Here is a 14,009-nt window from a genome sequence, read left to right as displayed (position 1 = left end):
AGTATCCACATGCGTGGATCAGACGCGGCTGATCTCCCCGATGCGACAACGGTGGCGATGCGCCAGCGGGGGCGACGCAACAGCGGTGACGGTACGACAGCGACGACGGCTACTCCCCGCCGACGTGCTCGTCCAACCGCTCGAAGTACTCCTCCCGCGGCACCTGATAGGCGGCCCGGTAGTCCACGTCGCCGGCGGCGAACCGCTCCGCGACGTCGACGGCGGCGGCCGCGCCGGCCTCGCGGCTCTCGTACGTCTCGGAGACCGCCTCGATCTCGGGCTCGAGGAAGAGAACGACGTGCCACTCCTCGGTCGCGTACTGACCCGATCCGGGGCGGGCGTTGCGCGCGCCGTTCGTCAGGTAGATCGTCGGGAGACACTCGGACGGGAGGTCGTCGCCGCCGAACACGTCGGGCCGGTACACGAGGATCGCCCGGCCGCTCGGCTCCTCGTTCCACACCCGCCAGCCGTCCGGCAGCGCCTCGAAGCTCATGGGGCGGAGTCGGTGGCGGAGGCTTGAAAGGGTCGCGCTCCGGTGTGCGAGCGCTGTCGAATCTCGTCGACCAGTGCTTCGACCGCCGCATCGACGAGTTCGCTCAGGAGACGACCCTGCCAGAAGTCGATATCCGCTCGGCCGAGAGACTGGACGCCCCAGGGAACGATCCGGCTTTCGTCCGGTGTCCCGCCCCGGATCCAACTCTCCGCCGGAACCTCGATGAGTCCGTCCATCCACGACTTCGTCGTCAGCGTGAGTGCGACGTACTGGTCGCCGTGGAACGGTCGCCCCTCGTGATTGGAGACGATCAGCCACGGACGGGCGACTCCAGCTCGTTTGAACGGGTCCACGCCATAGACGACATCTCCGCGTTCGAAAACCGGGGTCGATTCGCCGTCGCTCACGGTTCGTCGTCGGCGTTCGGATGCGGTTCCTCTGGAGCGTGCTCGCGCCAGGCGTCGCGGTCCTCGGTGCCGAGCCGCTCGTTGAACGCTCGCGTTGCGCGTTCGTACCCGCCGACCTCGTCGAGACGCCCCTTGTCGTCGGTCACGGCCCAGTACGTGGCCTTGTGTTCGACGAGACCACGGTCTTTCAGCCGCGAGAGGGCGGTGCTGACGGCCCCGTCGTCGAGATCGGTCCGCGACGCAATCTCACGCGCCTCGAACGCGCGGTCGTCGTGAGCGACGAGGAATCCGAGCACCCGCTCGGGCGCGGAGAGTTCGCCGAGCTCGTCTTCGCTGGCGTTCTCAAACGTCTCCCGATCGATCGACATCTCGCGAGCACGTACGGCGCGTGGCGTAATTAGTGTTCGGAGCGATAGAAACGAAAGCCGTGAAATCCCGACGTTGTGTGCGGTGTCGGACCGCGATCAGTCCACGATGTCCGAGCCGCCCGGCGGCAGGAACTCCTGGAGCTGGTCGGCGCTGGCCACCTTCCGCACGAACGACGTGTCGGCGAAGCGCTCCTTCAGCTCGCGGTACACCATCATCGCGGCGTCGTTCTGGGCGTACATCCCCGGCTCCAGCGTGACGCTCGTCGCGGCGCGGTCGACGATCGCCGAGGGCGGCCCACCGATGGCGCGGGTGACGGGCTCACACTGGACGCCGACGGCGACCCGGCAGGGAACGTCCTCGAAGTAGGTGCGGTCGCCGCGGATCACGAAGCTCCCCTTCTCGATGTACTCGCCGCTCTCGGGGGTCTTCGACACCTGATCGGGCTCGACCATGTACGCGTCGCCCGCGCCGCGCCCGTCCTTCCAGTCCGACGAGTAGGAGACGGCGAACTGCGCGGCCTCCCGCAGGGTCTCCTCGGAGAAGTCGACCGGGTCGGCCGACTCGGAGGGGCCCGCGGCCTTCAACAGCGTCACCGGCCCGCCGTGGGCCTGCGTGTGGAAGAACCGGTCGTGTTTGCCCATGTACTTTTTCACCAGCTCCTCGTTCTGGTCGGCGTTGCGGCCGCCGATGACGAGGTACCCCGTCGACGTGCGGAACCAGCGGAACCGCTCGAACCAGTCGTCCGGGCTCCGGATCGGGATGGACGACCGCGAGAGCCAGTCGGTCTCGTACTCCTCGTCCTCGTCCCCGTCCTCGTCATCGGCTCCGTTCCCGTCGCCGTCGTCGGCCGCCTCCTTCGCCTCCCACTCGGCCTTCCGCTCCTTGACCGCCTCCAGCTCCCTCCGGGTCGACTCGATCGCCTCCATCGCGCCCTCCTTCTTCCCCTCGATCCGCTTGGCCTCCTGATAGAGCCGGTCGGCGTTGACCTCCACGCCCGCGCTCGCGTCGAGTTCGATTCGGGTCGTCCCCCCGTCGTCGCCCTCGGCGTCGAGCTCGACGGTCACCGTCCCCTCGCCGCCGTCGACGTCGACGACGGCCTCCGCTGCCGGGATCCCGCGCTCGGCGCCGGCGTCGAGGGTCTCCGCGATCTCGTCCCACGGGACCTCGTCCTCGCGGGCCTCCTGCACCGTCGAGAGCACCTCGTCGACGAGGTCGTACCGGGCGTACAGCAGCTCCGCGCGCTCGCGCTCCGCCTCCGCCTGCTCCTCGAACCCCTCGATCGCCCCTTTCTGCTGTTCGATGATCCGCTCCTGTTTGGCGATCTCCTCCTCGAAGTCCGGGCGCGAGGCGCTCGCATCCGCGGGGGCCTCGCCCGCGTCGGCGTCCTCGCCTTCGAGCCGGTGGAAGTACTCGTCGACGGCGGCGTTGAAGGAGTCGAAGCCGACGCTCGGGAGGCCCTCGTGCTCCGAGAGCGGGAACGGCGTGACGTCGACGACGCGGGGGTCGCGGTCCTCGTCGGATTCACCGTCGAGTTCCTCCTCGTACACCCGCGGGTCGACGTCGCCGGAGCGGAGCCGCTCGCCGATGCGCTCGAGCGCGTCGTGGAGCGCGCGGAGCTGGTCGTCCGTGACCTCGTCGATGGGCGTCTCCTTCTCGACGCCCGCGCGGGTGCACACCTCCTCGGCGTAGAGCCCGCCGAGGTTCAGCTGCGTGGCAAGGGTCCGGACCACGTCGCTGTCGGACTCGCGCATGTTCCGTTTGAACCCGCCGAGGCTCACGTCGAGGGGGTTGAGCCGCGAGGCGGGGTACTCGTACTGCGACCCGGGCGCGACCGTCCGGGACTTGAGCCGGACGGTCTGGAGCGCGCCCACGACCTCGCCGGTCTCGTCGAGCGCGGCGACGTTCCCCTGCCCGAACAGCTCGGCGACGAGGGTCGTGTTCTCGTCCTCGCGCTCGAACTCGAAGGTGAGGATCCGGTCGAACTCGTACTGCTCGACGCCCGCGAAGTCGGCGCCGGACATCCGGTTCCGGAGCATCTTCGCGAAGTTCGGCGGCCGGCCGGGCGCGTCCGCGACGTTCTCGGGGTCCGCGACGTGGGCGCGCTTGACCTCGCCCACCTCGATCATGAGCTCGACCCGGCCGCGGTCGAAGTCACGGAGCTTCAGCCGGAGCAGGTCGTCGTCGTAGAGGTACGCCTTGTCGACCTTCGCGCCCGCGTACCGATTGAGCTCGGTGACGAGCGCGCCGAGGTCGATGCTCGACAGCTCCCGCTTCTGGTCCATACTCCAAGGAGACAGCCGGCCCGGAAAAAGGCGTGTCGTTACGGCGGCGAGCCGCGCCGCGAGCCCCGCAAATACGACCGCGAGCCGGTCGGCCCCTACCGGGCCGCCTTCACGAGCCGTCGCAGGTCGAGGTGGCCGGCGCCGTGGAACGGCTCGCCGCCGGGCTCGCCCTCCGACGCCGTCTCGCGGATCAGCGACTCGACTTCCGCGGCGCTTGCGTCCGGCCGAAGCGACCGCACGAGCGCGACGGCGCCCGCCACCTGCGGTGCCGCCATTGACGTGCCGGCCTTCCACCCGTATCCGGGCTCGACGCCGCCCTCGCCGTCCGGGGACACGACCGTGGAGAGCACGAGGTCGTAGTACGCCGGTTTGTCGCCCTCGTTGAGCGCCTCGAGGTCGACATCTCCCCCGGCCGCGCTCACGTCGACCGCGCTGCCGTAGTTCGTGTAGAAGGCGGGCGAGGAAGTCGGGTCCGCGAGCCGCTTCAGCGCGAGGTCTTCGCGCTGCTGCCGGTCGTCCCAGAGGAAGCCGATGGGGCCGGTCGCGGAGACGCCGAAGACCCCCTCCGCCTCCGTCGGAAGGCTCAAAACGCCCTCGGCGTCCATGTCGATGCCGTCGTTGCCTGCGGAGTTGATCACGAGGGTGCCCTGCTCGCGGGCGTACGCGGCGGCGCGCTCGTAGGCCTCCTTAATATCCAACAGGAACGGGTACTCCTCGGGATCGACGAAGGGGACCGGGTAGCCGAGGCTCAGATTTGCGGCGTCACAGCCCCTGTTCGCGGCCGCGACGATCGCCGCGATGACGTCGCCGCTCGCCCCTTCCACGCCCGAGAACACTCGGAGAGAGACGATCTCCGCGTCCGGCGCGGTGCCGAGCACCCCGTCGCCGCTCGCGTTCGTCCCCGCGACGGTTCCCGCGACGTGGGTGCCGTGGTCGCCCGCCCCGTTCGGGCGGAAGTCGTACTCGTCGGTCGTGAAGTTCTCGGAGAGTTCCTCGTTCACCACGTCTGCGAGATCGGGGTGAGCGTCCGACACGCCGCTGTCGATCACGGCGACGCGAGCGCCCTCGCCCGTGGTCGTGTCGTGGACCGTTCGCTGGTTACCAGGCCGATCGGAGAGCTCTCCAACCCGCTGGGCGCGCTTGTCCCACTGAAGCTCGTTGTTAGACAGTCCGTCGTCCCATCCCGGACTGCCACTGTTGTCGGCCCCCTTATCGACCTCCGCCGCCGGCCCCGCGTTCTCCGGGACGGATCCCGCGTCGTCCTGATAGACGGCGACGTCCGGCGCCGTCGAGTCGACACCCGGAACCGACTCGGGATCGCCCCGTGCCGCCAACAGATCGATATCGGAGATGTCGTGGACGATTTCGACCTCGCCCGGTACGTCGGCCCGGTCCACCTCCCGTAAGTCGATGAGGAACCGATCCGCCGCCGGATCCCCGTCGCCTTCGGCGGACGCCAGTCCCGAGAACGCCGGAGCTACGCCTGCCGCACCGATACCTTTTAAGAGGGAGCGTCTGTCGAAGTTCATGATCGCCATCCACTATGTGAGATGGTGTCAATAAACGCGAATAGTTGGTTAAAAAATCTTACTTAAATCCGATAAAATCGAGGTCGTGTTTCTCTGCATAACCCGAGGGGGCCCGATCGATCGCGAGACAGATCGAGCCAACGATTTCGGTCGGCCCGATCACGAGACCCGCAAAAAGCGTTCGTGGCGCTTCCTCGTCTCCACCGTCTGAGTCTTCCGATCAGAGTCGCTTCGAGACGTACGGCCCGTCCTGGTGGTAGCCGAGCTTGTTGCGGTAGTACTCGCGGGCGCCGATCCCCGAGATGATCGCCAGCTTGCGGTAGCCGGCGTCGCGGGCCAGCTCCTCCGCGTGCTCGAGGAGCTTCGTCCCGTACCCCTGATGCTGCCAGTCGCCGTCGCCGCCGATGGCGACCTCGCTGCCGTACACGTGCAGCTCGCGGATCAGCGCAGCGTCCGCCAGCTCGCGTCGGATCGCGTCGTCCTCGGTGCCGGGCGCGCCGGGCTGGCCGGGCGCGAAGGAGGGGAACCGTAGGCGACAAAAGCCGACGAGTAAGTCGCGGACGGGGTCCTCGAAGGAGATGAAGTGCTCCGTCCCGCCGCCGGCCTCGTAGGTCAGCACGTCGAGCTCCACGTCGTCGGGGTCCGGATCGGCGTCGTTGTGCCCCACCTCGCGGGCGCGGATGTCGCGCTGGGTGATCCCCTTCTCCTCGGCCCGCTGGTCGGCGAGCTGCCGGAGGTTCGACTTCCAGACGCCGCCCTCGATGAAGTCGGCGGGGATGTCGCGCTGGACGCGCTGGAGCCGGGTGTACTTCGGGATGTGGTCCATCGCCTCGGCGACCACGTCGGCCGCCTCCTCGTTCGAGAGGGGCTCGAAGTCGTCGCGGCGCCATCGGTCGTATATCCGGGTCCCCTCGACGACGAGGGTCGGGTAGATCTTCAGGTAGTCCGGCCGCCAGTCGGGGTTCTCGAACAGCTGGCGGAAGTCCTCGATACACATCTCGCGGGTCATCCCCGGCTGGCCCGGCATCATGTGGAAGCCGACCTTGAACGCGGCGTCGCGCAGGCGACGGTTGGCGTTGCGAGAGGCCTCGTTGCCGTGGCCCCGGTGCATCTCGCGGTTGATCCGCTCGTAGGTGGTCTGGACGCCGACCTCGACCTTCGTCCCGCCCAGATCGAGCATGCGGTCGATCTGCTCGGGGTCACACCAGTCCGGCTTCGTCTCGAAGGTCGTGCCGATGTTGCGGATCTCGTTCGTCTCGTTCTCCGCGATCACGTCCGCTAAGTACTCGAACTCGGTCTCCTCGGGGGCCGGCGCAAAGGACTCCTCCTCGGCGGGCTCGGGCTCCTTGTCGAGGTCGTAGTCGTTCATCGCCTGCAAGGCGCGCTTCACGAACCACTCCTGGTAGTCGTGCGAGCGCGCGGTCATCGTCCCGCCCATCAGGATGAGCTCCACCTTGTCGACCGGGTGACCGATCTTCCGGAGCTGTTCGAGCCGGAGGGTGACCTGTCCGTACGGGTCGTAGTCGTTCTGCTCGCCCCGGGCCGCGGCGGGCTCGTGGCCCGTGTACGACTGCGCCGAGGAGAACTCCGAGGCCGGCCCGCCGGGACAGTAGAGGCACTTCCCGTGGGGGCACAGCTTCGGCGAGGTCATGATCGCGACCGGCGAGACGCCGGAGGCGGTCCGGACCGGCTTCCGCCGGACGACCTCGATCACGTCGTCGCGGGCCTCCGGGGGCGCGTGATCTAAGATCTCGGTGTTCTTCGGGACCTTCGGGGAGCCGAACTCCGAGCAGGCGTCGAGCTTGGCGGACTCGAGGTCGTCGCGGTCGATCTCGCCCGCGAGGATCCGGTCGACGAGGTGCTCGCAGGTCCGGACGAACGCCTCGGGCTCGTCGCCGGAGCCCTCCTCGCCGCCGGACTCCTCTCCGGCGGCCGCGTCGCCTGCCGCGTCTGTACTCATTACCCGTCGATCGACGCGTTTCGGGGTTAAGCGTGTCGCACCCGCGCCCCGATCGGAGACGGCGACCCGGCGATCCGAGGGTATATTAACTAGTGGTATAACAAAGTAATCACAACGATGACCCAGATCCAGCGTGCCCGAGACGGGGAGATCACGCCCGCGATGGAGCGCGTGGCGGAGCGCGAGGAGCGCGACCCGGAGTTCGTTCGTGAGCAGGTCGCCGGCGGACAGGCGGTGATCCCGAACAATCACGCTCACGACTCGCTCGACCCGATGATCATCGGCAGGGAGTTCTCGACGAAGGTCAACGCCAACATCGGCAACAGCGAGACGACGAGCGACCTCGACGCGGAGCTGCGGAAGCTGCACGCCGCCGTCCACTACGGCGCCGACACCGTCATGGACCTCTCGACGGGCGAGCGCTTAGACGAGACCCGCGCGGCGAACGTCGCGTACTCGCCGGTTCCGGTCGGGACGGTCCCGATATACGAGGCGGTGAAGCGGGCCGACGATCCCGCCGACATCACTCACGAGCTGCTGCTCGACGTGATCGAGAAGCAGGCCGAGCAGGGCGTCGATTACATGACGATCCACGCGGGGGTGCTGATGGAACACCTGCCGCTGACGGACGGTCGCAAGACCGGGATCGTCTCGCGCGGCGGCTCGATCCTCGCCCAGTGGATCGAGGAGAACGGGATGCAGAACCCCCTGTACGCGGAGTTCGAGGAGATCTGCGAGATCTTCGCGGAGCACGACGTGACGGTGTCGCTCGGGGACGGCCTCCGTCCCGGCTGTCTCGCCGACGCGAGCGACGAGGCGCAGTTCGCCGAGCTCGAGACCCTCGGCGAGCTCACCCGCGTCGCGTGGGATCACGGGGTGCAGGTGATGGTCGAGGGGCCGGGCCACGTCCCGATGGACGAGATCGGCGACAACGTCGACCGGCAGCAGGCGGTGTGCGACGGCGCGCCCTTCTACGTGCTCGGCCCCCTCGTGACCGACGTCGCTCCCGGATACGACCACATCACGAGCGCGATCGGTGCGACCGAGGCGGCGCGGGCGGGCGCGGCGATGCTCTGCTACGTCACGCCGAAGGAGCACCTGGGACTCCCCAACGCGGAGGACGTGCGGGACGGGCTCGCGGCGTACCGGATCGCGGCCCACGCCGCCGACGTGGCAAACGGGCTTCCGGGGGCGCGCGACTGGGACGACGCCCTCTCGGAGGCGCGCTACGAGTTCGACTGGGAACGGCAGTTCGACCTCGCGCTCGACCCGGAGCGCGCGCGGGCCTACCACGACCAGACGCTGCCCGGAGACAACTACAAGGAGGCCCGGTTCTGCTCGATGTGCGGCGCGGAGTTCTGCTCGATGCGCATCGATCAGGACGCGCGGGACGCGGACGGGGAGATGGCCTCCATCGACGGCGACACGGACCTCGACGCGTCCGACGCCGCGGCGGTAAACCTGCCGCCGGTCGGCACGCACGACGCCAGCGGCGTTCCGGACGAGATCGAGATCGGCGGCGTCACGTTCACGCCGGAGACGCCGCACGCCGACGACTGATCCCGCCCGGGTGTCGGCCCCCGGTCGCCGGAGGCGCTGTACCGGATCCGCCCGTTTTAGGTCGCCCGGACCGTACCGCGAGAGCGTGCTACGAAAAGACCTCCTGCGCGTCTCGCGGGCCGGCGGCGGCTACCGCCCGCGCTTCGCGACCCGCGAGCACCGCCCGCTCGCGGCGCGGGTGCTCGGGGCCTTCGAGTCCCACGTCGGGGAGCGGCGCGGCGACCTCGACGACGCGCTGGCGGCGCTGGAGGCCGACGCGGCCGACGCCGGCGGCGACTTCAAGCTCGTCCGCGGGCTCGCGGCGCTCGTCGAGCGCGAGTGCGCCTTCGAGACGCGGGCGCCGGTCCCCCCGCGCCGCGTCCGGCGGGCCGCGTTCGAGGCCGGGGAGGCGGTGGGCGTCGCGAGCGAGGCGGAGCGCGACGAGGCGGTCGATCGCGCCGCCGCCGCGCTCGGGATCGACTCCGCGGACGTCGAGGACTCGCTGTACGCCGACCGCGACGTCAACGAGGTCCTCGTCGACGCCGACGTGCGGTGGGACCCCGACTCGCTCTTGGAGCAGTACGACCTCTCTTTGGCCCAGACCGCGCTCTTCGACGCCACCGAGGTCCGGGTGCGATCGAACGACCCGAAGCGGCTCGTCTCGGCCGTGAAGCGGCTCCGACTGATGTACGAGGTGGAGAAGACCCCTGAGGGACGCGAGCTGGTCGTCACCGGCCCGGACGCGCTGTTCTCGCGAACCCGTCGGTACGGGACCGCCTTCGCGCGCCTGCTCCGGACCGTCGCGGAGTCGGCGGAGTGGAACCTGGAGGCGACGATCGACGACCGCGGGCGCGAGCGCACCATGCGGCTCTCCGACGGCGACGTGACGGTGCCCGACGTGGAGCCGGTCGCGGAGCCCGACTTCGACAGCGGGGTCGAGGCCGACTTCGCGGCGCGCTTCCGCGGCCTCGACCTCGACTGGACGCTCGTGCGCGAGCCTGAGCCGCTCGAAACCGGCACGCGGGTGATGATCCCCGACTTCGCGTTCGACTACGACCACGCCGACTTCCGGCTGTTCTTCGAGGTGATGGGCTTTTGGACCCCCGCATACGTCGAGAAGAAGCTCTCGCAGCTCGCGGACGTGGAGGACGTGGACCTCCTCGTGGCGGTCGACGAGAGCCTCGGGGTCGGCGAGGAGATCGCGGCGCGAGACCACCGCGTCGTCACCTACTCCGGGACCGTCCGCGTGAAAGAAATCGTCGACGTGCTCCGCGAGTACGAGGCCGAGTTCGTCGCCGACGCCGCCGCCGCCCTCCCCGACTCGCTCTCGCCGGACGCGGACGCGATCGGGCTCGACGCGCTCGCCGACGCGCACGGCGTGAGCGTCGAGGCGGTCGGGGAGAAGTCGTTCCCGGACCACGAACTGGTCGGGCGGACCCTCGTCCGCCCCGCCGTGTTGGAGGCGGCGGGCGAGGAGCTGGAGGCGGGGATGTCGCTCTCGGCGGCCGAGGCGCTCCTCGACGAGCGCGCCATCGACGACGCGAGCGCCGCGCTCTCGCGGCTCGGGTTCCGGGTGGAGTGGGAGGGGCTCGGCGGCGGGACGCTGCGGGAGAAAGGGGAGTAGTCGGCGGTCCGACCGAGCGCCTACTCCACGACCGGCAGGTCCGCCCGGCTCCCCTTCGGCACCACCGAGCGGAGCTCGTCGTAGAGGTACAGCCCGACCCCGATCGGCGCCGACTCGCCGGCGACCTCATGGGTCGCGATCAGGTACCCCCAGTCGCCGTCCCACTCGGGGAGGTCCTGGTCGTCGCCGGCCATGAAGGTGACAGCCTGCTCCGGATCCAGCTCGATCACGTTCTCCGTCGCGTGGTGTCCGAACCGGGTAACCGCCCGGCTCGTCGGCTTCCAGTGCTCCTGTCGCGTGCGGAGGAACGTCATCCCGATCGCCTCGACCCGGCTCGGGTCCGTCGCCTCGCCGTTGAAGATCCAGACCTTCCCCGCGCCCTTCTCCCAGAAGCTGTACCCCTCGAAGACGCTCGGTTCGACCCCGAACCGCTCCTCCCACCAGTCGAGCACCTCCCGCCGGCTCGCGCGCCCGTCGACCTCGCGGTCGGCGGGCGTCTCCGGGAGCCGGTCGAAGCGCTGGCCGTCGTTGGTCGCGGACGGGTCGTCCGCGTCGCCGGCGGTGTCGGCGCCGTCGGTCACGCGGCCACCCCCTCGGCGTCGACCGCCTCGTCTCCCCCCACGCGGAGCTTCGCGCAGAAGAACCCGCCCGTGTCGTTGTGATGCGGGTAGACGCGGTGCGCGCGCGTCACCGACTCGTCGTAGGTCTCGCCCTCCCACTCCGTGACGCCGGGGACCGTGTCGAGCGGGAGCTCGAACTCGACGACCTCGCAGTCCTCGGCCGCCAAGACGTGGTCGAGCACCGCCTCGTTCTCCTCGGGTGCGAACGTGCAGGTGGAGTAGACGACGGTCCCGCCGGGGCGGGTCGCCTGCACGGCTCGCGCCAGGATCCCCTTCTGGATCCCGGCGACCGCGTGGACGTGGTCGAGGGTCCACTGGTCGACCACGTCCGGGTTCTTGCGGCAGGTCCCCTCACACGAGCAGGGCGCGTCGACGAGGGCGCGGTCGAACTCGTCGAACGCGAGCGGCTTCGTCGAGAAGTTGCGCGCGTCCTGGTTCGTGACGATCGCGTTCGTGATCCCGAGCCGCTCGGCGTTGTGCCGGAGCGCGGAGAGCCGCCCGAGGTTGTTGTCGTTGGCGACGACGGTCCCCTCGTCGTCCATCGCGTCGGCGATCTGGGTGGTCTTGCTGCCGGGGGCAGCGCAGGCGTCCCACACCCGCTCGCCGGGCTGCGGGTCGAGCGCGAGCCCCGGCAAGACGGAGACCTCCTCCTGCCCGTGCGTCCAGCCGTGGACGTACGGCCAGTTCCCGCCGGGGTTCCCGTCCGGGAGCCGGAAGAGGCCGTCGTTCCAGTCGACGGGCTCGTAGGCCACGCCCTCGTCGTCGAACGCCTCGCGGACGCGGGCCGGCGAGGCCGCCATCTCGTTCACGCGGACGACCGACGGCAGCGGCCGGTCGCAGGCCGCGCGGAACGCCGCCGCGTCGTCGACGAGCGGCTCGTACCGCTCTAACGGATTCATGGCACCCCTTGCGCGCCGGACGGTTAGTCGGTTTCGGGACGGGGTCGGCCGCCAGACTCCGCCCTCGCGGCTCACCTTTAGGTCGGCGGCGGGAGTTCACCTTTAGGTCGGCGGCGGGAGTACGCGAGCGCATGGCGCGCATATCCGTGCTCGACGACGAGGTGTCGCTGGACGAGCCGACCCTGGTCGAGGGGTTCCCGGGCATCGGGCTCGTCGGCAAGATCGCGACGGACCACATGATCGAGGCCCACGACATGGTCCACTACGCGAACGTCCACTGCGACGGGCTCCCGCGGGTGGCCGTCTACCAGGAGTCGGAGACCTCGCTGACGACGCCGGTGCGGCTGTACGCCGACCCCGAACGAGACCTCGTCGCGCTCCGGAGCGACGTGCCGGTGAATCCCGGCGCCGCGACCGAGGTCGCCGGCTGTCTCGACACGTGGTTCGCGGAGACCGACGCGTTACCCGTGTTCCTCTCCGGGCTCGGCCGCGAGAAGGACGAGTCGCCGCCCGACCTGTACGGCGTCGCGACCGGGAACGGCGGCGACGCGCTCTCCCGCGCCGAGGTCGACGAGCCGCCGGAGTCGGGGCTCGTCTCCGGGCCGACCGGCGCCATGCTCGCGGAGTCGCTGGAGCGCGGCCGCGACGCGGTGGGGCTCGTCGTCGAGTCCGACCCGCAGTTCCCCGACCCGGAAGCGGCGCGGGTCCTCATCCTCGACGGCATCGACCCGATCGCCGGGACGGAGACGCCCACCGAGGGGCTCGTCGATCAGGCGACCGAGATCCGGGACGCGAAGCGGGCGTTCGCGAAGCGGATGCAGGAGGCGACCGAAGAGAGCTCGCAGGCGGAACCGCTGAAGATGTTCCAGTGAGGGCCGGCCCGGACTTCGACCGGCGGCGACCCGTCAGCCCTCGTCTTCCAGCTCGTCGAGGATCGGGCGGTACTTGAGCTGGACCTCGTCCCACTCGAGATCGGGGTCCGAGTCGGCGACGAGCCCCACGCCGGCGAAGAGGGTCGCGCGGCGAGGGGTCGCCACCGCGGAGCGGATCGCGACCGCGAACGCGCCGTTGCCGGCGGCGTCGATCCACCCGACCGGCGCGGCGTACCAGCCGCGGTCGAACGGCTCCGTGTCGTGGATCGTCTCGAGCGCGCGGTCCGGCGGGAGCCCGCCGACCGCGGGGGTCGGGTGGAGCGCCTCGACGAGCTCGAGGACGTGGCGGTCCGCGCTCAGCTCGGCCGTAATCGGCGTGTGGAGGTGTTGGACCGTGGCGAGCCGCCGGACGCGACGCTCGCCCGGAGAGATGGAGGCCGCGAACGGCTCCAGCTGCTCGCGGACGGTGTCGGCGACGAGTTCGTGTTCGTGGACGTTCTTATCGTCGTCGAGCAGCTCTTGCGCGAGCCACTCGTCCTCGGCCGGCGTCTCCCCCCGACCGGTCGTCCCCGCGAGCGCGTCGGTCTCGACGGTCCGGCCGCGCAGCGCGACCAGCCGCTCCGGCGTCGCGCCGAAGAAGGCGCTCCCGCCGGCGTCGGGCTCGAAGTAGTAGCGGTGGCAGTCCGGGTACTTCTCCGCGAGCCGGTCGAGCGTCGCCGCCCGCGGGAACGTCGCGGCGAGGTCGGCCTCCAGCGCCTGCGCGAGCACCACCTTCCGGAGGTCGCCGCCCCGGATCCGGTCGACCGCGGCCTCGACGCTCTCGCGCCACGCCTCGCGGCTCGTCGTCCGGCGGGTCGCCGCGATCCCGGGGCGCGGCGGGCGGTCCGCCGCCGAGACATCCGACGCCTCCCCGAGCCCCGCGAGCCGGTCGCGCTCCTCGGCGAGTCGGGCCTCGACCGCGTCGGGGTCGGCCTCGGCGCCGACCGCGTTCACCGTGAGCCACGCGCCGTTGTCCGCGAACGTGACCTGCACGCGCGGGAGCACGAACCGCGCCTCGGGGAACGGCTCCCACGGGTCGCCGTCGCAGCCCCCCTCGTGGAAGGCGAACCCGCCGAACAGGCGCGGGCGGGCGGCCTCGGTCCCGGCGTGGACGTCGCCGGAGTCGAACAGCTCGTCGGCGCCGGCCCGGATCTCGGCGAAGCGGTCCGGGCCGTCCGCGGTCAGCGTCGCGGCCTCGCCGCTGGCGAGCACGAGCGCGTCGTCGGGGGCGTTCCACGTCATCCGCGGCGCCGGGAGGGCGTCGAACGCGGCCGCGAAGGCGGGCGCGTCGATCCCGGTCGTGCGGCTAACGAGGGGCGGCGCCGGGGACGATCGCACCCGTTCCATTGACGTTGGATCGGGCCCGCGGACCCTTT

The 14,009-nt window shown here is 70.4% G+C and carries 11 protein-coding genes and 1 pseudogene; 3 read left to right on the top strand and 9 right to left on the bottom strand.

The annotated features are described in order from the left end of the window. Window positions 1-109: 109 nt before the first annotated feature. The 6 genes and pseudogenes from CK500_RS03485 to CK500_RS03460 form a co-directional block, all read right to left on the bottom strand. On the bottom strand, window positions 110-493 hold the full coding sequence (locus CK500_RS03485) for a DUF5820 family protein (protein ID WP_095635861.1): 384 nt from the start codon (window positions 491-493) through the stop codon (window positions 110-112). A 56-nt stretch (window positions 494-549) separates the two neighbouring features. Beyond that, window positions 550-900, bottom strand: a pseudogene (locus tag CK500_RS03480) (type II toxin-antitoxin system PemK/MazF family toxin); the annotation flags it as partial. Continuing rightward, on the bottom strand, window positions 897-1,268 hold the full coding sequence (locus CK500_RS03475; protein ID WP_095635859.1) for a MarR family transcriptional regulator: 372 nt from the start codon (window positions 1,266-1,268) through the stop codon (window positions 897-899). The gene CK500_RS03475 and the pseudogene CK500_RS03480, both read right to left, overlap by 4 nt. Before the next feature lie 96 nt (window positions 1,269-1,364). Next, entirely contained in the window at window positions 1,365-3,551 is a 2,187-nt protein-coding gene (gene rqcH / locus CK500_RS03470) for a ribosome rescue protein RqcH (RefSeq protein WP_095635858.1), read from the bottom strand. A 95-nt stretch (window positions 3,552-3,646) separates the two neighbouring features. Beyond that, the gene (locus CK500_RS03465) at window positions 3,647-5,080 is read right to left on the bottom strand and encodes a S8 family peptidase (RefSeq protein ID WP_233138730.1); all 1,434 of its coding nucleotides are present in this window, start codon (window positions 5,078-5,080) and stop codon (window positions 3,647-3,649) included. 220 nt (window positions 5,081-5,300) lie between these two features. Continuing rightward, window positions 5,301-7,040, bottom strand: a complete 1,740-nt coding sequence (locus CK500_RS03460; protein ID WP_095635857.1) for a tRNA uridine(34) 5-carboxymethylaminomethyl modification radical SAM/GNAT enzyme Elp3 — start codon at window positions 7,038-7,040, stop codon at window positions 5,301-5,303. A gap of 117 nt (window positions 7,041-7,157) precedes the next feature. Between CK500_RS03460 and thiC the strand changes: the two genes are divergently transcribed. Together thiC and CK500_RS03450 are read left to right on the top strand one after the other, a co-directional pair. Beyond that, entirely contained in the window at window positions 7,158-8,600 is a 1,443-nt protein-coding gene (gene thiC, locus CK500_RS03455) for a phosphomethylpyrimidine synthase ThiC (protein WP_095635856.1), read from the top strand. Window positions 8,601-8,685: 85 nt separating this feature from the next. Then, window positions 8,686-10,203 carry a DUF790 family protein gene (locus CK500_RS03450; RefSeq protein ID WP_095635855.1) on the top strand — a complete coding sequence of 506 codons (1,518 nt, stop codon included), beginning with the start codon at window positions 8,686-8,688 and terminating at the stop codon, window positions 10,201-10,203. A 20-nt stretch (window positions 10,204-10,223) separates the two neighbouring features. Here CK500_RS03450 and CK500_RS03445 read toward each other — a convergent pair whose 3' ends face one another. Together CK500_RS03445 and CK500_RS03440 are read right to left on the bottom strand one after the other, a co-directional pair. Next, window positions 10,224-10,784, bottom strand: coding sequence for a DUF7122 family protein (locus tag CK500_RS03445; RefSeq protein ID WP_095635854.1), 561 nt, complete (start codon window positions 10,782-10,784; stop codon window positions 10,224-10,226). Next, window positions 10,781-11,722: an RsmB/NOP family class I SAM-dependent RNA methyltransferase gene (locus CK500_RS03440; protein WP_095635853.1), complete on the bottom strand. Its 942-nt coding sequence runs from the start codon at window positions 11,720-11,722 to the stop codon at window positions 10,781-10,783. The genes CK500_RS03445 and CK500_RS03440 overlap by 4 nt, the downstream gene beginning before the upstream one ends. 131 nt (window positions 11,723-11,853) lie before the next feature. Here CK500_RS03440 and CK500_RS03435 point away from each other — a divergent pair, with 131 nt between their 5' ends. Continuing rightward, window positions 11,854-12,594: a proteasome assembly chaperone family protein gene (locus CK500_RS03435; RefSeq protein ID WP_095635852.1), complete on the top strand. Its 741-nt coding sequence runs from the start codon at window positions 11,854-11,856 to the stop codon at window positions 12,592-12,594. 33 nt (window positions 12,595-12,627) lie between these two features. Here CK500_RS03435 and CK500_RS03430 read toward each other — a convergent pair whose 3' ends face one another. Next, window positions 12,628-13,980 (bottom strand): isochorismate synthase, encoded by a 1,353-nt coding sequence (locus CK500_RS03430; protein WP_095635851.1) that lies wholly within the window; start codon window positions 13,978-13,980, stop codon window positions 12,628-12,630. Window positions 13,981-14,009 lie beyond the last annotated feature (29 nt).

It is taken from the genome of Halorubrum salipaludis (assembly GCF_002286985.1).
Lineage (GTDB): Archaea > Halobacteriota > Halobacteria > Halobacteriales > Haloferacaceae > Halorubrum > Halorubrum salipaludis.
Note: the sequence above shows the minus strand (reverse complement) of the source record. Positions and strands in the feature narration are given on the sequence as shown.